This window comes from Leptolyngbya sp. FACHB-8 (assembly GCF_014695575.1).
Taxonomy (GTDB): Bacteria; Cyanobacteriota; Cyanobacteriia; order Elainellales; family Elainellaceae; genus Vacuolonema.
This window is the reverse complement of the sequence record NZ_JACJOO010000048.1, coordinates 156,299-175,008: the sequence shown is the minus strand read 5'-3', so window position 1 is coordinate 175,008 and position 18,710 is coordinate 156,299. Positions and strand designations below refer to the sequence as shown.

The window sequence follows — 18,710 nt, the reverse complement described above, 5'->3', positions numbered from 1 at the left end:
GTGCTCTGTCAAAAGGGTGCATCCCACTTTTGTAACCTGAGTTCGGGTTAAGGGCGTTTTCAAGTGCCGCGCGTTGCGCGGCACTTGAAAACGCCCATTTTGGCGTGCGCTTCGCGCACGCCAAAATGAGCACTTCAGCTTATCCCGAACTGAGGTTTTGTAAGTGAAGCGGGCGAAGCCCGCTTCACTTACAAAAGTGGGTTTCCAAATTGCAAAAGTGGAATGCACCCCCTCAAAAACTCCTCAAATCTCATGTTCAAGTGTGGGGTAACCCCATACTTGAACATTGACAGACCACTAGATAGGAAATTGCTTAAACCGGAAACAACCAGACCCAGACAGGCAAGGTGATCAGGAGCGCAACAGAGCCCAAAGCCAGGGCAGTAACCGTTGTCTCCCGATCCAGTTCAAAGTTTTCCGCCAGAACGAGAGTTGAAAAAGCTGGGGGCATAGCTGCCTGGAGAACCATTACTAATCGTGGTGCACCATCGAACCCCAGCAGAGACAACAGTATCCCCATGGTCAAGGGCAACAGCAAGAGCTTGATCCCCAGGCTTACAGAAACCAGTCGGACATGATTCCAGGTGGCTAACTGGCTAAGGCGCATGCCAATGAGAAGCAGGGCTAAGACAACGCTACTCCAGGCGATCGCCTGGAGTATGGAGACGAGAGCGGAGGGAAGGGTGAGCGATCGCAACGCCATCCCTACAAAACAGCTCCAGAGGGTTGGATTGATGACGATGGCCTGTACGGCTTGCGCCAAGGTACGGTGTGCTTGCCCTAGCCGAGAGGCCAACAATACCCCTATGCCATAGGCTCCAACTACAATCGTGGCCATGTCATAAAAAATCGCCCACCCAAAATAAGGAGCGCCTACCAAAGCCAGAATGACGGGATAGCCCAGGTAACCAGTATTGCCCAGCGTGGCTACCAGCAATAGACTGGCCTGGGTTTTGGGTTGCTGAAGTCGTTGCAACGGAGGTGATAAAGACCCACGATGTATTTGCCACTGAATCCATGACCACATCAGCGGCAAGCCTGTTGAAATACCTCCCCAGGCCACCAGAGACGCCAGCCATACCGGTCCCGACAAATCTGCCTGGTATAAAAAGCCAATGACGCTAAGGGGCACCCCGCACCAGAACAAATACTTGCCCAGCAGATACGGAATTTGAAGGGGCAGCAAACGCCCACACATCCACCCAAGGCCAACCCATCCTACCAGTGGCATGTAGAGGTGTAGCAGAGACATTCCCAGGGAGTTGACCATAGGGTGAAGTTTAGTACCTGCTCAGCTTCATCAGGGCGGAGGGAAAACTTGGGGTAAAGCTTGACAATTTTCTTTTGCCACTAAACGGAAGATTTTGTGCAGAGCAAATTTTACCTGCCACACACAATCACTAATCCTGCAGAAATTAGGAGAAGGTTATAGTCGGAGTCGGCCAGGCACAGTTTACAATCGCATGTAGATTGTTGCCGAGAAATTATAGAAGCTCGGCTATTTTGTGGGTTTTGACATAGGATCTTGGGTGCCTGATACCGTTGCATGGATATGTTTCACGCCTGTGGTTGGTTATTGTGGATGGGAGGCGGAACATCCTATCTAGAACAACCAGCCACAAGTTAAGAACAGAACCCATGGTATGAGTGGCGAACCAGATACATGGCAGAGAGGAATTGCGTGTGGTAAACCAAGCCGGACTCCCCGAAGAACAGACCCCGCCAGGAATACCTCTGGATGACATTCCGATGGCTCAGAGAGATGGGTTGTCTGTTGCGTCATCTCCAGAAGCCGCTTCTAGCTGGGCTATCTTCCCGACTCGCCGGAGCTGGAAATTTTTAGGCGGGGTTGCGATCGGCATGGCCATTGCCCTGGGGCTAGCGTCATTGCTAGCCTGGCGCTCTGGGCAACCAGCCACCTCAGTAGCGACCCCTTCACCCAGTCCCGTTGTAGCGGCTGACCTGACACCACCGCCCATGACAGATGGTCTGTTGGGTCACCTGCCCTACGCCGAGGCCCCCGCTAACAGTCTCAAAGCCATCACTCAGGATGGTGAAGTTAAGCTGCGTACTGCCGCTGCTGATCGCTTTACCGCCATGATTCAGGCCGCTCGGGCAGAGCGGGTGATTCTGGTGCCTCTTTCGGGGTTTCGCTCTCTGGACGATCAAACTGAAATATTCTTTGAACGCAAAGCGGAAATGGGTCAGCGCCCTGTGGAGCGAGCTTCCGTGAGTGCTCCGCCTGGATATAGCGAACACCACACGGGCTATGCCATAGATATTGGGGATGGAACGCGCTCTGAAACTAATCTGGAGCTGACCTTTGAATCGACTCCAGCATTCCGTTGGCTCGAAGCCAACGCGGCCCGTTACAGTTTTGAGTTATCGTTTCCCCGCGATAACTCTCAGGGGGTTAGTTATGAACCCTGGCATTGGCGTTTTGTAGGCGATCGCAACAGCCTCGAAACCTTCTACAAAGCTCACCAAATTCGCCCATCTGCCCCTGCGCCCCAACCGTCGCCTGCCGCACCATGAATCAACTCTCCTTCAATCTGATTGCCATTGGGGTGTTTGTCGTGGTGATGACAAGCTTACTGGGGCCATTGATTCATCTGTCTCCCGTCGTTCCGGCAGTCACCGTTGCCGGCATCATGGGCCTGGCGGCCCTCGACACCCTGGGCTGGCAAAACCGGGGTAGCACCCTGCTATTGGACTGGATCGCCCAGTTTTCGGCAGAGCATCGCGATCGCATCCTCCACCACGAAGCTGGCCACCTGCTGGTCGCCCAAAAAGTGGGTATTCCCGTCACAGGCTATACCCTTACGGCCTGGGAAGCCTTCCGGTTAGGGCAACCAGGCAACGGCGGCGTCCAATTCGACACAACGGAACTGGATGCAGAACTGAACCAAGGCAAGCTTTCCAGCACCTTAATCGATCGCTACTGCATTGTTTGGATGGCGGGAATCGCCGCGGAAACTCTCACCTACGGCAGTGCTGAGGGAGGAGCAGGCGATCGCGAACAAATCCAACTTCTCTTCAATGTGTTGAAGCGGCCAGCCAGCGAAGCCACTCAGAAGGAGCGATGGGCCATCCTACAAGCCAAAACGCTCTTACAGGAGGCGCAGGATGTGTATGAACCCTTGGTGGAGGCGATGCGATCGCGCCAACCTGTGAGTATCTGTCAGCAATTGGTGAGCGAGAAGAATTAACCCGATAAAAGAAGAGGACGGTGTTTCCTACCGTCCTCTTCTTTTATGGAGTTTTGAATTGGAAGGCCGTTTTTTCGTGAGCAAAACTCGCAAAAAACGACTTTATAAAGCGGGCTCTAGATGAAAGAATCCAGATCCAGAGCTTTAGAACCACCCTTTTCTAATTGCTTCAGAACTTGACCCAGTTGATACCACACCAGCACACCAATAAATAGGGTCATGGGTACCGCCATCGCATAGGCAATCGTGCTATTAAAGCCAAAGATTTGCATTCCCGCTGACAGGAAAAAACAAATACCCCCGCAAATACCAAAAAACGGCGTGAACAGTTGTAGCCCCTGAAGGTTTGCCAGGGTACGGGTGGATCTGTTCTTCGACCAATCATGTACTGCTTGCTTCAGGGTTGCTTCAAACGCCACACCCGATGTTATGCCCGCAAACAACCCGGCTAGAAGGAGAAAGTAAGGAGGGGAATAGTAGTAATACACGGTGCTGCCTCAGTGGAATGGATGGGGTCACAGTTACAGATCTTCACCATTCTCTCCTGAGATGTACCACGGCGCTAGGCTTAGCAGAAATCCTGTGGGCACAAAGGCCCATAACCCACCTGGCTCATCGGTTGCAAGGCTGATGTTATAAAGCCCTCTATTTGGTGTACAAAACTTCTTTAACTGAGTTGTACGACAGCTTGATCCTCCATCAAGGTTTCCCCTGTGAACAAATCCTCGACCGTGAGGCGGAGAAAGCGATCGCCATCCACAACAAACTGTACTTTGATGCGATCGCTTCCCGGTTTACCCGGAGGGTTTAGTTGGGCAATGCTACGAGCTTCGGGGGTGTCGTTCAGGGGCTTGACGACAGGAGTGCCCCCATCAAGCGTGCGGGTGACCAGGCGATCGCCCTCAAAATACACCTCTGTCGCCGTCGCTTCACGTCCCAATTCCCCCAGCACTAACTCGATGCTGGGCTGGTTCTCTAGAGAAGCACCCAGATACAACTCCACAGGCTTTTCCATCGGGTAGGGTTGGCCTTCGTTGATGATGGGGTGCCAACTGTGGCGGTTGTTGCGACGATCCCAGTAGCGGATGCCGTAGCTGTGGTAGAGGAAATCTTTTACTTCCGCACCTTGATGCAGTTGGAGGGCACCCTGAGCGATCGCCTCAAAGGGCCGCTCTGCTCGAATTTTTTCAGTCGGAAAATGCTGCTTGATCCATTCCTGCACAGCAGGAATTTGGGATGTCCCACCAACCATCAGCACAGCATCAATGTCTTCCGGTTCAAGCCCTTGCTGTCGCCCCTGACGCAGCACATTTGCGAGCGTCGTGTCGAGTCGTTGGAAGAAGCCCCTTTCCTGGAGTAGGGTTTGGAAGCGATCGCGCCCCATCTGCAATTCGTACGTCTCCAGAGTCTCGTCATTGAAGTAAGCTTCTGTCGCCGCCGTCTGCTCTGAAAGCGCAATCTTCAATCGTTCTGCCAACCGCAAGGTCAATGGCGAGACAGGCACGCCCTGTTCCTTCGCAAAATAATCGAGCAGCCAGTTGTCGATGTCGGCTCCTCCCAAATTCTGCCCGGCTTTGCCCAATACTCGCGCGGTTTTCAGCTTCTGCCCCGACTCTTGCAGCGTCTTCTGGCCCCATTTCAACAAAAAACCCATCGGCTTCACCCCCGACGGGCTCTTCTCTAATTGCACAAGAGACAAATCCAGGGTGCCGCCACCAAAATCGACAACCAGCAATGTACTGCCTGCTTCCAGACCATAACCCAGTGCTGCGGCCGTAGGTTCGTCTAGCATGCGCACCTGCTCGACCTGGAGCGTTTCGCACACCTGAGCCAACCACAGGCGATAGGCCTCGAAGCTATCCACGGGCACAGTGATCACCAGAGAATCCAGTCCTTCCCGTTGTTGAATGTCGCGGATAATCCGTTCCAGAAACCACTGGCCTGCCAGCTCAAAGGTAACGGTACGCCCATCCAGCTCAGGCAGAAAACCGCGAATGTCGGTGCCAATGCCCCGCTTGAAGTTACGGAAAAAGCGGGGGTCGGTGCTGAGATCAAGGCCGCGATCGCGCACCTGTTGGCCTGCCAGCACTTGCACAGAAGCGGCATCTTCCACATAGAGCAGGCTCGGCACCAGGGGTGGATTCGCCGCTAATTTCAACGAGAGGTCATTAAGAGAAAGAGTTTCAGCGGTTTGAGTAGCAGCATTCCACCGACAGATGACGGTGTTGCTTGTGCCAAAATCGATCGCGTACATGAAGGCAACCCGACAGAGGACACCACAAAACGGTCAATCGCCAAAATCGAGAATTCTCGATTGCTGATTGTGAACCTAGATTCAGTAAAGCAGATGAGCGCAGCGTTTCACATCTGCCACTGCTCCTATAAGACTTAAGACTGAGACCTGCAGGTTGAGGCCTGAGATTGGGCGCACTACATGAGGTTGGTTGTTGTGAGCTGAGCACTGAACACTTTACTCACAACAACCAACCTCGCATTTAAAGCGCTGTGCGGGTTAACTCAGTACGGTGGCGTGGGGCACGAAGTGCTCCACACCACCGTTTCTGTACTTAACGCACTTGCACATTGCTATAAAGTACGACCTATGCGGCAAAAGAAATTTATGAGAATTTGTTGCAGTGTTTTTTAAGGAAGGTTTTGGGGATGTTTTATCATCTCCGAGAAAACATGGTTCTTTATCGAAAAGAGTTGGAGGAAACCGTGGAAATACGAGTTTAAATCTAATTCATTGCGATCGCCTACAAACCTTACCTAACAAAGCTTTCCAAGCATCTTCTTTTCATTCTTAAAATGGATTCAAAAGCAACATGCAACACATTGTTTCATACGGCTCATTTATGATGAAAACTAGCCCACTTGGGTGAGCCTGTAAGGTGATCGTTTTTGTCATAAAAGTAGGTACCATAGAAGTAAATCAAGAAGGAAATAGATTCTTCTCTCTGATCTAGAAAGCTCACAAAAACATCCAGCAAATGACGCTACAGAATCATTTTCAATATCTGGAATGGGCTTCTCTCCATCAGAGTTAGAAAGAATCTTAGGAGGTTTGAATATGAAAGGAAGACTCGTTGGGAAGGCAATCAATCAAGCATGGCATCGGTTCACTGAGACTCTCACACTCGACACCGAACCCCATGTTTGGAAAACCATAGATCATGGCCATTCGCGTTGGCACACCTATGACCCCAACACCGGAAGAAGCTCGGATTTTGCCTCTGAAGGTGAAGTGCGGGTTTGGTTAGAAGAACGCTATTACAGCCACTAATATGCTGACCACTGGCTCATACTCTGTAGCTATGAGCCAATCATGTGGATGCTAGTTAATGTCTGAAATTGTGATGAATAAGGATAGCAAGGGTGATAGTTATTCACCCTGACTAAACTTTCAAAACTGGCAAAAAAAGGGCAAACCTTCGGGTTTGTCCTTTTTTATATCTAACCCATTGGCATCGTGTGAAATGAGTAGAAACTGAATCATAACTCCCGACCCACATCATGCTATGGATCAATGAGTGCCTTATATAGGCCTAAATGCCAAATCTCCAACACTTGAAAAATTAAGCACAGCACAATGGGCCAATCTCTCATTCAGGTTGATGCATTTACGTTCTGGAGTTGACGAAGACCCCGTAACGGGCTCAGCTCACTGCACTCTGGCTCCTTTTTGGGGCGATCGCCTGCACAAAAATCACTTTTTGGCCTATCAAGCTTCTCCTCGGGGCGGCGAAATTCGGGTGACCTGGGAGGGCGATCGTGTTCTCTTGGCAGGGCAGGCGGTGACCGTCATGCGCGCTGAATTAGCCGTGTAAGAAGAATAGGACTTACGCATTCCTGTTGTGCGGTGTGCTTCGCACACCATACAACAGCCACACGTTGGAAGTCAGACTTTTGCCCCCCAGTAAGCGCGCCAACCGCCCCACTCGGTAATCTCAAGCTGGCCTTCACAGAGGTAAGGTTCCCCCAATACCCCCAGCACCTCCTGTCCATCTGACAGACGCACCCGGCCAATGCTAAGACCGGGGGGTTCTTGCTGCAAAATTTGCACCAGTCCAGCCGGGGGAACAGCCCACACCTCCAGGGCGATCGCAGCCCCTCCCTCAGAAACGCGAAGCATAGCGGGATGGCGATCGCCAATCGACCATAGCCGGTAGCAGGCATCGGTTGTTGCGTCCCGTAAAAAAGTTGCTCCTACCGCCAGCATATTCTTGTTGAGTTCTAACCCCCGCATCAACGTACCGTTGACCGCCAGTTCCAGGGTATCGGGTCGCATCTTCACGCCTCCAGACATAACGTTCATCTTCGCTATCGTCCCACCAAACCAAAGTCAGGCTTAATTTTAAGACTTAACGAAAACAGGACTTATGCAAGTCCGCTATCCGTAGTGCAGTTGTGTTGTGGGTGAGGTGCTTCGCACCCCACCCACAACACAACTGCGTAAGCCCTGGAAAAATAAGGTTGCTGGCGTCACGCAAATTTTGTAACGACCAATACTACTTGGAAACCCCCTGCTGAGTAGGTTAATCCCAAAGCTTCGAACGATGTCTCCCGTTTTCTATTCATTCTCTTTGCGGAGTCACCACCGTGAGTAGTCCCAGAATTTTGGGGTTATCCCATCGCTACGGAGGGCGATCAGCAGAATTTAAGCCGTGCTGAGAGGGGGGTGGCGCGCTCAACCTATCCTCTCAGCCTTCATGATTTGGTTTGAATTTTTGGTTTGGATTTTATTTATGCTGAATCGGCAAAATTGGCGACGGCCATTAGAGTCTATTGTTCTCTCTGGAGGGGCGATTCTGGTGGGTCTGCTCTTGTTTGGTGTGTTCTGTGCTTTGGTAGGGGCAAACCCGATCGCGGTGTTTGGATCTATCTGGAAAGCAGCCTTTGGGAAATGGAGCACCTTCCAAAACACCCTGATTCGAGCAGCTCCGCTGATGCTGTCGTCCCTGTGTACAGCGCTACCCGCTCGTCTGGGTTTAGTCATCATTGGCAACGAAGGAGCACTGGTGATGGGTGGCCTGGGTGCCATCTTTGCCGGGTTGTTTCTCTCCTATGGCAGTATCATTCCCAGCACCGAGCAGTTGGCAGCTCCCCTGGGGATTGCCCCCCTCTGGGTTCATATTGGCATGGCTCTGGCCGGGCTTCTCGTAGGTGGCATCTGGATCATGGTTGCGGGGGCTTTGCGTCACTACCGAGCGGTCAACGAAACCATCAGTAGTTTGCTGTTGAACTATATTGCGATCGCCCTCCTCAACCACTTAGTGGGCGATCCCATCAAGGATCCCAGCTCCCTCAACAAACCTTCCAGTTTCCCCCTTCCCGAAGTCAACATGTTAGGGAATATCCCCGACACGCGAGTTCACTGGGGCCTCGTGTATGGTTTGGTGGCCTGCGTCATCGCCTATATCCTGATTCAGCGCACCACCTTTGGCTTTGCCGCTCGGGTTGCCGGGGGAAACATTCGTGCGGCTCGCATTGCCGGGTTACCCGTCGGTAAGTTGACCCTAATGATCACCTTCCTGGCTGGTTCCTGTGCGGGCTTAGCTGGAATGGTGGAAGTAGCCGCAGTGCAGGGAGCGGCAAACGAATCTCTGAATGTTGGCTACGGCTACGGTGGTATTCTGGTCGCGTTTGCCGCTCGCCATAATCCTCTCGCCGCAATCTTCATTTCGTTACTGGTCGGCGGCATTCTCGCCAGCGGCGGCATCTTGCAGCGTGCGCACAACCTCCCCGATGCCACAGTCCTGATCTTTGAAGGTCTGGTCTTCCTTTGCGTGCTGTACAGCGACTCTCTCTACGGTCGATTTGGCATTTTCAAAGACAAGCCCGTTACGGTTGAGCCGCCCGCTCCCCCCAGCAGCCCAGGGCAGGAACCTGTGGTTGTGTCTTAACCCATTCCTGTTGTCGGTGCAAAGCACCGACAACAGGAATTTCTTGTGAACATTCTTAGCTCTGGAGTAACTATGACAGCCGAAGCAACCGAAGCCCTGGGTTGGTGGGGGGTTCCCCTGGCCATCATTGCGGGGACCATGCGGGGGGGTACCCCATTCTTGTTTGTCAGCCTGGGGGAATGCCTCACGGAGAAAAGCGGCAAGATCAACCTGGGGCTGGAAGGCACACTCTTAACAGGAGCAATGGCGGCCTACGGCGTTTCCTACCTTACGGGTTCCCCCTGGCTGGGTGTACTGGCGGCAGGGATTGCCGGCTGTTTCCTGGGCGCAATCCACGGATGGCTGTCTCAGCAACCTCGGGTGAATGATGTGGCCGTAGGCATTGCCATGATTATTGTCGGAAGCGGTATTGCCTTTTTCTTTGGAAAACCCTTTATTCAGCCTTCGGCTCCACAATTGCCCACGATTAATCTGGCTGCGGGAAGTGTGCCTCCTGCATTGGAAGCGGCCTTGCAGATCAGCCCACTGTTTTTGTTGGGGTTGGCGATCGCCCCCCTGATGCAGTGGTTCTTCCGCTCCACCCGCTGGGGTCTGTTTATCCGCGCGGTGGGCGACAGCCCCGAAGCAGCCCGTGCCATGGGCGTTTCCATCTTTAAGGTTCGTATGCTCAGCGTCGTCGCTGGCAGCTTCCTGGCTGGAATTGGTGGGGCGTCGCTTTCCCTCTATTACCCCGGTCTTTGGACGGAACGCATCTCTAGCGGTCAGGGTTTGATGGCAGTAGCCCTCGTCATCTTTGCTCGCTGGAACCCCATCGCCTGCCTCTGGGCATCGTTGCTCTTTGGTGGTGCGCAAGCCCTGGGACCAGCGCTGCAATCGGTCGGTATTCGTGAAGGGTATTACCTATTCAACGCCGCACCTTACATCTTGACGCTGGTGATCATGGTGTTTACCTGTTCACCGCAGCGATCGCTCATTGGGGCTCCCGGAGCCTTAGGCAAGGACAATTAGCCACTCTACCCCGATCTGCGGATTCTTCAGAAACTTGCAGATCTTCGCCTTCTCAGCAAAAAGTCATCCAGGAGCCAAACACTGTGGGCCGTTACGTCGAAGCCAACCCCTATCCCTATCCCTACAACGGCGATCTGCGTCCCGATAACACGGCGCTGATCATCATCGACATGCAAACCGACTTTTGTGGTGTTGGGGGTTATGTCGACACGATGGGCTATGACTTATCTCTTACCCGTGCCCCCATTGAGCCAATTAAGGCACTTTTAGCAGTGATGCGGAATTTGGGATACTTCATCATTCACACGCGGGAAGGGCATCGGCCTGATCTGGCGGATTTGCCGGAGAACAAGCGGTGGCGATCGCAACGCATCGGTGCAGGCATCGGCGATCCTGGCCCTTGCGGCAAGATTCTGGTACGCGGTGAACCCGGTTGGGAAATCATCCCCGATTTGGCTCCCCTTCCGGGCGAAGTGATCATCGACAAACCCGGCAAAGGCTCCTTCTACGCCACAGATTTAGACTTAATCCTTAAACGTCAAAGTATTCAAAACATCATCCTCACCGGCATCACCACCGATGTGTGCGTCCATACAACGATGCGCGATGCCAACGATCGCGGCTACGAATGCCTGATCCTCTCTGACTGCACCGGAGCCACTGACTACGGCAACCACGAAGCCGCTCTCAAAATGGTCACCATGCAAGGCGGCGTCTTCGGGGCTGTCTCTGACTCCCACGCCCTTATCACCGCCCTCAAAAGCTAACGCCTGGCTCACTCATCCACCCCCTCACCCATCCACGCTCTATGACACCCTCAACCCTGACCCAAAGCACCTCCACCCACGCGGTCCCACCCGATATTCAGGTGGTCAACATGAGCAAGCACTTTGGCCGTCTGATTGCCCTTGATCGAGTCTCCTTGCACTTGAAACCCGGCACATTCCACGCCCTTCTAGGGGAAAACGGAGCGGGAAAAAGCACGTTAGTCAAGTGCTTGATGGGATTCTATACCCCGACCTTTGGCGAAGTGCAGATTGACGGTACCGCGGTCCCCATTCACAGCCCCCGCGATGCTCACCACTATGGCATCGGGATGGTGTACCAGCACTTCACCTCCGTACCCGCCATGACAGTGGCGGAGAATTTAGTTCTGTCTCGCTTCGACAGCCCGTTTCTGGTGAACTGGAAAGCTGAAATGGTCGGCCTTCAGGCCTTTATGGAGTCCTCACCGTTTCGGATTCCGCTGGATGTGCCGATTGCCCAGTTAGCCGCCGGACAGAAGCAAAAGCTAGAAATTCTCAAACAGCTTTATCTCCAAAGCAAAGTTCTGATTCTGGATGAGCCGACCTCTGTATTGACGCCCGGGGAGGCCGACGAAATTCTGGGCCTGCTGCGAGAGCAAGTTACGGCCGGGAATTTGAGCGTCCTCATCATTTCCCACAAATTCCGCGAGGTCATGGCGTTTGCGGACGAAATTACGGTGCTACGGAAAGGCAAGTTTGCCGGTAGCGGCCGGGTGAAAGACCTGACCGTGGCCGATATGGCCGAAATGATGATGGGGGAGAAGAAAGACCCAACGCCCGTCAATAAAACCAATGGGGTGGAGCAGGTTCCTGTCCTAGAAGTCCATGACCTGCGAGCCAATAAAGACAATGGCATCGAAGCTGTAGCAGGCATCAACCTGGCCGTTCACTCTGGCGAAATTGTTGGGATTGCCGGGGTATCGGGTAATGGCCAGCGCGAACTGGTGGAAGTGCTGGCTGGTCAGCGGGAAGCCACCGCAGGCTACATCAAGGTGAACAGTGAGCCCTACAGTGCTACCCGTGCCGAAATGAAGAAGCACCGAGTGTTCGCCCTTCCAGAAGAGCCCCTGCGAAATGCTTGCGTTCCCCACATGAGCGTGGCTGAAAACATGGCCCTCCGGACCTTCGATCATCCGCCCCAATCCAGGAAAGGCTGGCTGATTTTGGGAGCCATTCGGGAGATGGCTGTGGGGCTAATTCAGCAGTTCTCGGTAAAAACTCCCTCGCCCGATACCCCGGTGGGTGACTTGTCAGGAGGAAATGTACAGCGGGCCGTTCTGGCACGGGAATTATCCGCCGATCACATCCGTCTGTTGATTGCTGCCAATCCCTGTTTTGGGCTTGATTTCAATGCGGTGGATTTCATTCACACTCAAATTCTCGAAGCCCGTAATCGGGGTGTAGCGGTGCTGCTGGTGAGCGAGGATTTAGACGAACTGCTGAAGTTGAGCGATCGCATCATCGTCATTAGCGGCGGTGAGTTCGTCTATGAGAGTGCGATCGCCGATGCCAGCTACACCGAAATCGGCCACAAAATGGCTGGGCACTAGTAGGCTGCGGCCTAAGTTCGCAACCTATGTTTTTGTGTAGGGTGCGAAGCACCCTACACAAAAACATAGGTGATGGATTTCCGCCTCAGCGTACTAGTTTATTTTTCGTGCACTCAACGCATAAGCAATAAACCGTTTAGTCAGCGAAAGCACGCATCCATGCCTATCCCCGACTCCGACAAGCTACTGATTTTTATGCTGGCCTCCCTCAGCCTGGCGGTATTACCTGGACCTGTGGTGATGTACATCATTGCCCGCAGTATCAGCCAGGGGAGGAGGGCTGGGGTAGTGTCAGCGATGGGAGCGGCAGTCGGAAGCCTAGCTCATGTTGCGGCAGCAGCCCTGGGAATATCCGCACTGATGGTTTCCTCAGCACTGGCGTTTCAGGCCGTGAAATACCTGGGGGCCATCTACCTGATTTATCTCGGCATTCGCAAGCTGTTAGATAAAACCTCCGATCATCAAGCCCTCACTCTCACCTCCGAATCCCTGCGACGAATCTTTCTGCAAGCCCTACTAGTCAATGTTTTTAATCCCAAATTAGCGCTGTTTTTCCTGGCATTTCTGCCGCAATTTGTAGAACTGGAGAAGGGTGGAGCGATCGCCCAGGTGCTCATCCTCGGTTGCATTTTTATCCTGATCGCTAGCATGAGCGACACCCTCTATGGCTTAGTTGCTGGCAGCATTGGCAGTTACCTTAAGGGCAACCAAAAGTTTTGGAGGTTGCAACGTTACTTTGCCGGGGGCACCTTCATCAGCCTGGGTTTGGTAACTGCTGGCATGGATGTGCATCCCGAGTAAGTTTGGGCCTTTGATTTTCGGTGCATGTCGTGCACAGAACGTTCAAGCCTTGTTATCTGAGCAAGCTTGCGTTGACGGTTGTGCGCTGCAAACGTGAAACATCAGCGCTCGTGATCCATCTTCCCTGGAGACTTCTGCCATGAATTACGTTGATGCCAAGCCCTATGCCTACCCCTTACCCGAAAACCTGAATCAATTGGCTCTGGTCATTATCGATATGCAGCGCGACTTTATGGAGCCCGGTGGCTTTGGCGATGCCCTGGGGAATGACGTGCTGCGGTTACAGGCGATCGTCCCCACCCTCAAAGATTTGCTAAGCACCTTTCGACAACTCCAGTTGCCCGTCGTGCATACTCTGGAATGCCATGCCCCTGACCTCTCCGACTGCCCGCCCTCCAAGCAGGAGCGGGGCAAAGGGAGCCTCAAAATTGGTGATGAAGGCCCGATGGGGCGGATCTTAGTGAAAGGGGAACCGGGAAATGGCATCATCCCCGAATTAGAGCCCATTGCAGGCGAAATCGTGATTTATAAGCCCGGTAAAGGAGCCTTCTACAACACACCGTTATCAGAGCTTTTGCAGGAAAAAGGCATTACCCATCTACTATTAACAGGTGTGACCACAGAGGTCTGTGTGCAGACCACTATGCGCGAAGCCAACGATCGCGGTTACGAATGCTTGATGGTAGAAGACTGCACCGAAAGCTACTTCCCCGAGTTCAAGCAAGCCACCCTGGAGATGGTTACGGCTCAGGGGGGTATTGTGGGATGGACAGCTCCAGCCGCAGCGATCAAAGCCGCGTTGGTTTAGAGCCCCTGGGCTGATGCTGAAATCCTGAATTGGGATTTTAATTTTGAGGTGTCGAGTATCCGGTACCTGAATCGGAATGTGAGGCTCCATGTTGAAATCCTGGATGGTGATTGGGGTAATCACCTTTGGGTTGGCGATCGCTCTCGGTAGCCTGGTTTCCCCAAGAGGCACCCAATGGTTTCGTCGCCTGCGTCGTCCCGACTGGCTCACCTTTGAATGGGCCATTCCTTTGATTTGGACGACGATCTTTACCTGCGGGGCCATTTCTGCCAGTCAGGTGTGGGACACAGAGCCTGGCTCCTCTCGCACTTGGGGCTTGATGGCACTGTATTTGGTTCTGGAACTCGTAACCCTGGCCTATACCCCTGTCATGCTCTGGTTACGGCGATTGCGTGTGGGGGTCTGGATTGGAGCTACAGGGTTTGTGGTGGCGATCGTCCTCACTCTCATCGTCCTTCCCATTGCCAGTTCTGCCGCCTATCTCCTCGTGCCCTACCTGCTCTGGAGCCCTATTGGCACCTACGTCACCTGGGACATGATGCGCCTCAATCCGGGTGATGGCTAACCCAAATTACAGGACGGCTGCCATCTGAAGGCAATTTGTTTTTTCAGAAGTCGCGCTCCGTACGGCTTCTAAACGCCCTGCTTCTGAGCGCGTAGTGCTATGGACCTAAAACAAGGTCTACTATGAAAATGCAGTACTTGAGATAGATGCGTCATGAATCGTCGAGAGTTTTTGGGTTGGATTGGTGTCGGAACCCTTGCTAGCTCGCTGCCTGTGGCGATCGTTGCCTGCACCCCTAGCGGAAAGTCTGACATCTCTGGCCCCCTGACCGTAGGAACCCTGGGAGATCTCGATCAAAAAGGTCAACTTGTCACAGGTGAAGGAGCGGGCAAAGTTTTAGTCATTCGTGACCCAGCCAAATCGGATCAGTTGCTAGCCGTCAACCCCATCTGTACTCACAAAGGCTGTGATGTTGAATGGAAAGCTGACCAAACCGCCTTTGTCTGCCCCTGCCACGGTGCAAAATTTGGTGCTGATGGAACCGTTCAGGCAGGCCCTGCACGAGAATCACTCCCAACCTTTACCGTCAAGGTTGATGGTAGCAACATTGTCGTAGAAGGCTAAGCACTCTGCATTCTGGAATTAAGAGGGTTAGAGCTGCCTCATCCCTCTTAAATTAGGCATTTGTATGGTGTGCAGAGCACACCATACAAATGCCTAAGTCCTGATAGCTATATGCGGTTTAATCTGAGCGTGGGTCAGGTGCATTTTTGAGTGCTGCGCAGCACTCAAAAATGCACCTGACCCAATTGAGGTTAGCTTGCTAAATTCTGATTAGGACTGAGCGTAAGCGACGGTGGAATCCGAATTTTGCTGTCAAAATAATCAGCAGAGTGAGTATTGGAGAAAGCACCATGCGAATGCTACACACCATGCTGCGGGTTGGCAATTTAGACGAATCCCTCAAGTTCTACTGCGATGTACTGGGCATGAAGCTGCTGCGGAAAAAGGATTACCCTGGTGGCGAATTTACCCTGGCGTTTGTGGGGTACGGTGACGAGTCCGACCATACTGTGCTGGAGCTGACCTACAACTGGGGCGTAGAAAAGTACGACCTGGGTAGTGGCTATGGTCATATTGCTTTGGGCGTAGACGATATTTATGGGGCCTGTGAGGCCATTCGGGCGCAGGGCGGCAAGGTCACCCGCGAGCCCGGTCCCATGAAGCATGGCACCACTGTCATTGCCTTTGTCGAAGATCCTGACGGCTACAAAGTGGAGTTAATTCAACTGGGAACCCAGGGTTCGGAGGCTACCAAAGAGGCCGCTGCCACAGTGTAGTGTTCGGTCGTACCAAAGTGTAGAAATCACCCGGCACTTTGGTACTTCTACAAACCATTCCTGGTAGATGGCACAGAAGACCTCAGCCGTTGGTTTTGGAGATTAATTGCCCCTACAAAAACCAGAGGGTTCAAATATCAACTTTTAAGACAACCGACAAAACTGGTATCAGGGGTAACCGATTCATCCCTGGCCTTTGCCCATAGTGATTACGTTAAGCCCCAGCTATCCGTAACCAGACTGTGCAGATTCAGGACTACGACCCCGGAGATTTCTACGACGAGCTGTTTCTCGGAGCCAGGAAGCCTCGCCCCGAGGCAGCGACCCTCTACGACAAACTGTGTGAGCTATCCGTCGAAGAATTATGCCAGCGACAGCAAATTGCGCAACAAGCACTGTTTAAGCTTGGCGCAACGTTCAACGTTTATAGCGACAATGAGGGCACTGAGCGAATTTTGCCCTTTGATATTATTCCCCGCATTGTCTCTGCTTCAGATTGGGCCTGGTTAGATCGGGGTTTAAAGCAGCGCATCCATGCTCTCAACCTGTTTCTGTCGGATATTTACGGTGAGCAGAAAATCATTAAAGATGGGGTGATTCCTGAGGATGTGATCACCTCCTCAAAGGGATTTCTGAAAGCCTGCATGGGGTTGCAGCCGCCCAAGGGGATTTGGTGCCATGTAACCGGGACGGATCTGGTGCGCGATCGCGACGGCCAATGGTACGTGCTGGAAGACAATCTCCGCTGTCCCTCCGGTATTTCCTACGTGTTAGAAAACCGCCGGGTCATGAAGACTACCTTTCCCATTGTCTTCAACCGGATGGCAATCCTACCCGTGGATGATTACCCCGGCCGGCTTCTAGATACACTTCTAAACCTGGCTCCCGAAGCGATTCCACGGCCCGTTGTGGCGGTCTTGACCCCCGGAATTTACAACTCGGCTTATTTTGAGCATTCCTTCTTAGCCCAACAAATGGGGGTTGAGCTGGTAGAAGGAAGTGATTTAGTCGTCTCTGATGGCTATCTCAACATGCGCACCACGAAAGGGCTTAAGCAGGTGGACGTGCTCTATCGCCGCATGGATGACGACTTTCTCGACCCGCTCGCCTTCCGCCCCGACTCTCTGCTTGGTATTCCTGGAATTATGGATGTTTACCGCAAGGGACGGGTTGCCCTGGCAAATGCACCGGGCACCGGAGTAGCGGATGACAAGGTGATTTACGCCTACGTGCCGCAGATGATTCGCTATTATCTGGGCGAGGATGCCATCATCCCCAATGTGCCGACTTACCTCTGCTGGCAACCCAAGGATCAGGGGCATGTGCTGGATAACCTGGATACATTGGTGGTCAAGGCCGCGAATGAGTCGGGCGGCTATGGGATGTTAATTGGCCCCCATGCCACCCCTGAGCAGCGTGAAGAGTTTGCCCAAAAGATTCAGGCTAATCCACGGAACTATATTGCACAGCCAACACTGACCTTGTCGCGAGTGCCCGCCTTAATGGGCGATCGCTTCGAAGGCTGCCACGTCGACCTGCGCCCCTATATCCTCTACGGCGAAGACATCTACATTAGCCCTGGGGGCTTCACCCGTGTTGCATTACGCAAGGGTTCCCTCGTGGTGAACTCTTCGCAAGGCGGTGGCGGAAAAGACACCTGGGTTCTGGCCGATCCCGTGACCTGAAACCTGTGCTGAACGGAATTGCTAACCCAAATTAATCGCCTTCAGGCATCCCCCAATTACTCTTCCCATTACCCATTTCCCTCTTTATGCTCAGCCGCGTTGCCGATTCCATCTACTGGCTCACCCGGTATGTCGAACGGGCCGAAAACATTGCCCGTTTTGTGGATGTGAACCTAAACCTGCTGCTAGATACACCCTTGGGGCTGGCTCAGCAATGGGAGCCGCTGATCTTCACCACTGGAGATCTCGATCTGTTTCGGGAACGCTACGGTGATACCACAGCCGAGAGTGTCATTCACTTTCTCACCTTCGACACCCAGTATCCCAACTCCATCATTTCCTGCCTGCGGGCTGCTCGGGAAAATGCTCGTACGGTGCGTGAAGCCATCTCCTCTGAGATGTGGGAACAGGTGAATGACTTTTACTTTATGGTGCAAGATGCCGCCAAGTCTCCCCTACGAGAGTTCTCCAGCTTCTTTGCAGAGGTAAAAATGGCGAGCCATTTGTTCGCAGGCATTATGGATGGCACCATGGCCCATAACGAAGGCTGGCAATTCGGGCAAATGGGACGAATGCTCGAGCGCGCTGACAAAACAGCTCGAATTTTAGATGTGAAATATTTCATCCTGCTCCCTTCGGTCAAGGATGTGGGTAGTTCTCTGGATGAACTTCAGTGGATTGCACTGCTGAAATCTACCTCTGGCTATGAGATGTATCGTAAGTGTCAGCAGCGCATTTCACCGGAAGGAATTGTCAGTTTTCTGGTTTTGGATCGTGAGTTTCCCCGCTCCATTCAGTTTTGCTTGCTCCATGCAGAGCGATCGCTCCACCGCATTACAGGCGGCACACCTGGCACCTGGCATAACTCCGCTGAGAGAGCTCTGGGCAAGCTGCGGTCGGAACTGGATTTCATCACCGTGGAAGAAATCATCAAGCAGGGCTTGCATGAATTTCTTGATCAGCTTGAAATTAGCCTTAATAACGTCGGCAATCAGGTCTACGACACCTTTATCGCTCTGCATCCTGCTTCATAGCGTGCGATCGTCGCCCCTACCGTAAGGCCAGAGTTGCACGATAGGGGCGCTGCTATCCGTC

The 18,710-nt window shown here is 52.9% G+C and carries 19 protein-coding genes; 15 read left to right on the top strand and 4 right to left on the bottom strand.

Annotated elements, in window-relative coordinates:
* Positions 1 to 313: 313 nt before the first annotated feature.
* Complete coding sequence (locus tag H6F91_RS10995; protein ID WP_199307745.1) at positions 314 to 1,270, bottom strand: AEC family transporter; 957 nt, start codon at positions 1,268 to 1,270, stop codon at positions 314 to 316.
* A 413-nt stretch (positions 1,271 to 1,683) separates the two neighbouring features.
* On the opposite strand from H6F91_RS10995, the gene H6F91_RS10990 reads away from it, so the two are divergent.
* The gene (locus H6F91_RS10990; protein WP_347280028.1) at positions 1,684 to 2,535 is read left to right on the top strand and encodes a M15 family metallopeptidase; all 852 of its coding nucleotides are present in this window, start codon (positions 1,684 to 1,686) and stop codon (positions 2,533 to 2,535) included.
* Complete coding sequence (locus tag H6F91_RS10985; RefSeq protein ID WP_190775106.1) at positions 2,532 to 3,209, top strand: ATP-dependent Zn protease; 678 nt, start codon at positions 2,532 to 2,534, stop codon at positions 3,207 to 3,209. The genes H6F91_RS10990 and H6F91_RS10985 overlap by 4 nt, the downstream gene beginning before the upstream one ends.
* A 116-nt stretch (positions 3,210 to 3,325) precedes the next feature.
* On the opposite strand, the gene H6F91_RS10980 is transcribed toward H6F91_RS10985, so the two are convergent.
* A complete protein-coding gene (locus tag H6F91_RS10980) occupies positions 3,326 to 3,697 on the bottom strand; it encodes a hypothetical protein (protein WP_190775107.1) in 372 nt (123 codons plus the stop codon).
* 179 nt (positions 3,698 to 3,876) lie between these two features.
* Complete coding sequence (locus H6F91_RS10975) at positions 3,877 to 5,463, bottom strand: Hsp70 family protein (protein ID WP_190775108.1); 1,587 nt, start codon at positions 5,461 to 5,463, stop codon at positions 3,877 to 3,879.
* A gap of 816 nt (positions 5,464 to 6,279) precedes the next feature.
* Between H6F91_RS10975 and H6F91_RS10970 the strand changes: the two genes are divergently transcribed.
* Positions 6,280 to 6,492, top strand: a complete 213-nt coding sequence (locus H6F91_RS10970; RefSeq protein WP_190775109.1) for a hypothetical protein — start codon at positions 6,280 to 6,282, stop codon at positions 6,490 to 6,492.
* 331 nt (positions 6,493 to 6,823) lie between these two features.
* Positions 6,824 to 7,036: a PhzF family phenazine biosynthesis protein gene (locus H6F91_RS10965; RefSeq protein WP_190775110.1), complete on the top strand. Its 213-nt coding sequence runs from the start codon at positions 6,824 to 6,826 to the stop codon at positions 7,034 to 7,036.
* 71 nt (positions 7,037 to 7,107) lie between these two features.
* On the opposite strand, the gene H6F91_RS10960 is transcribed toward H6F91_RS10965, so the two are convergent.
* Positions 7,108 to 7,497: a glutamyl-tRNA amidotransferase gene (locus tag H6F91_RS10960; RefSeq protein ID WP_190775111.1), complete on the bottom strand. Its 390-nt coding sequence runs from the start codon at positions 7,495 to 7,497 to the stop codon at positions 7,108 to 7,110.
* A gap of 457 nt (positions 7,498 to 7,954) precedes the next feature.
* On the opposite strand from H6F91_RS10960, the gene H6F91_RS10955 reads away from it, so the two are divergent.
* The 11 genes from H6F91_RS10955 to H6F91_RS10905 all read left to right on the top strand — a co-directional run bounded on the left by H6F91_RS10955 (position 7,955) and on the right by H6F91_RS10905 (position 18,649).
* Positions 7,955 to 9,112 carry an ABC transporter permease gene (locus tag H6F91_RS10955; RefSeq protein ID WP_190775112.1) on the top strand — a complete coding sequence of 386 codons (1,158 nt, stop codon included), beginning with the start codon at positions 7,955 to 7,957 and terminating at the stop codon, positions 9,110 to 9,112.
* Positions 9,113 to 9,184: 72 nt separating this feature from the next.
* Positions 9,185 to 10,120: an ABC transporter permease gene (locus tag H6F91_RS10950; RefSeq protein WP_190775113.1), complete on the top strand. Its 936-nt coding sequence runs from the start codon at positions 9,185 to 9,187 to the stop codon at positions 10,118 to 10,120.
* Between the two features lie 83 nt (positions 10,121 to 10,203).
* Positions 10,204 to 10,887: an isochorismatase family protein gene (locus tag H6F91_RS10945; RefSeq protein WP_190775114.1), complete on the top strand. Its 684-nt coding sequence runs from the start codon at positions 10,204 to 10,206 to the stop codon at positions 10,885 to 10,887.
* Between the two features lie 41 nt (positions 10,888 to 10,928).
* Entirely contained in the window at positions 10,929 to 12,476 is a 1,548-nt protein-coding gene (locus H6F91_RS10940; RefSeq protein ID WP_190775115.1) for an ABC transporter ATP-binding protein, read from the top strand.
* 159 nt (positions 12,477 to 12,635) lie between these two features.
* The gene (locus H6F91_RS10935; protein WP_190775116.1) at positions 12,636 to 13,277 is read left to right on the top strand and encodes a LysE family translocator; all 642 of its coding nucleotides are present in this window, start codon (positions 12,636 to 12,638) and stop codon (positions 13,275 to 13,277) included.
* Between the two features lie 139 nt (positions 13,278 to 13,416).
* The gene (locus tag H6F91_RS10930) at positions 13,417 to 14,085 is read left to right on the top strand and encodes an isochorismatase family cysteine hydrolase (RefSeq protein ID WP_190775117.1); all 669 of its coding nucleotides are present in this window, start codon (positions 13,417 to 13,419) and stop codon (positions 14,083 to 14,085) included.
* Positions 14,086 to 14,173: 88 nt separating this feature from the next.
* Positions 14,174 to 14,650, top strand: coding sequence for a TspO/MBR family protein (locus H6F91_RS10925; protein WP_190775118.1), 477 nt, complete (start codon positions 14,174 to 14,176; stop codon positions 14,648 to 14,650).
* Positions 14,651 to 14,803: 153 nt separating this feature from the next.
* Entirely contained in the window at positions 14,804 to 15,214 is a 411-nt protein-coding gene (locus tag H6F91_RS10920; protein ID WP_190775119.1) for a ubiquinol-cytochrome c reductase iron-sulfur subunit, read from the top strand.
* Between the two features lie 290 nt (positions 15,215 to 15,504).
* A complete protein-coding gene (gloA, locus tag H6F91_RS10915) occupies positions 15,505 to 15,930 on the top strand; it encodes a lactoylglutathione lyase (RefSeq protein ID WP_190775120.1) in 426 nt (141 codons plus the stop codon).
* Between the two features lie 242 nt (positions 15,931 to 16,172).
* Positions 16,173 to 17,615, top strand: a complete 1,443-nt coding sequence (locus tag H6F91_RS10910) for a circularly permuted type 2 ATP-grasp protein (protein WP_190775121.1) — start codon at positions 16,173 to 16,175, stop codon at positions 17,613 to 17,615.
* Positions 17,616 to 17,701: 86 nt separating this feature from the next.
* Positions 17,702 to 18,649: an alpha-E domain-containing protein gene (locus tag H6F91_RS10905; RefSeq protein WP_190775122.1), complete on the top strand. Its 948-nt coding sequence runs from the start codon at positions 17,702 to 17,704 to the stop codon at positions 18,647 to 18,649.
* Positions 18,650 to 18,710: the final 61 nt, after the last annotated feature.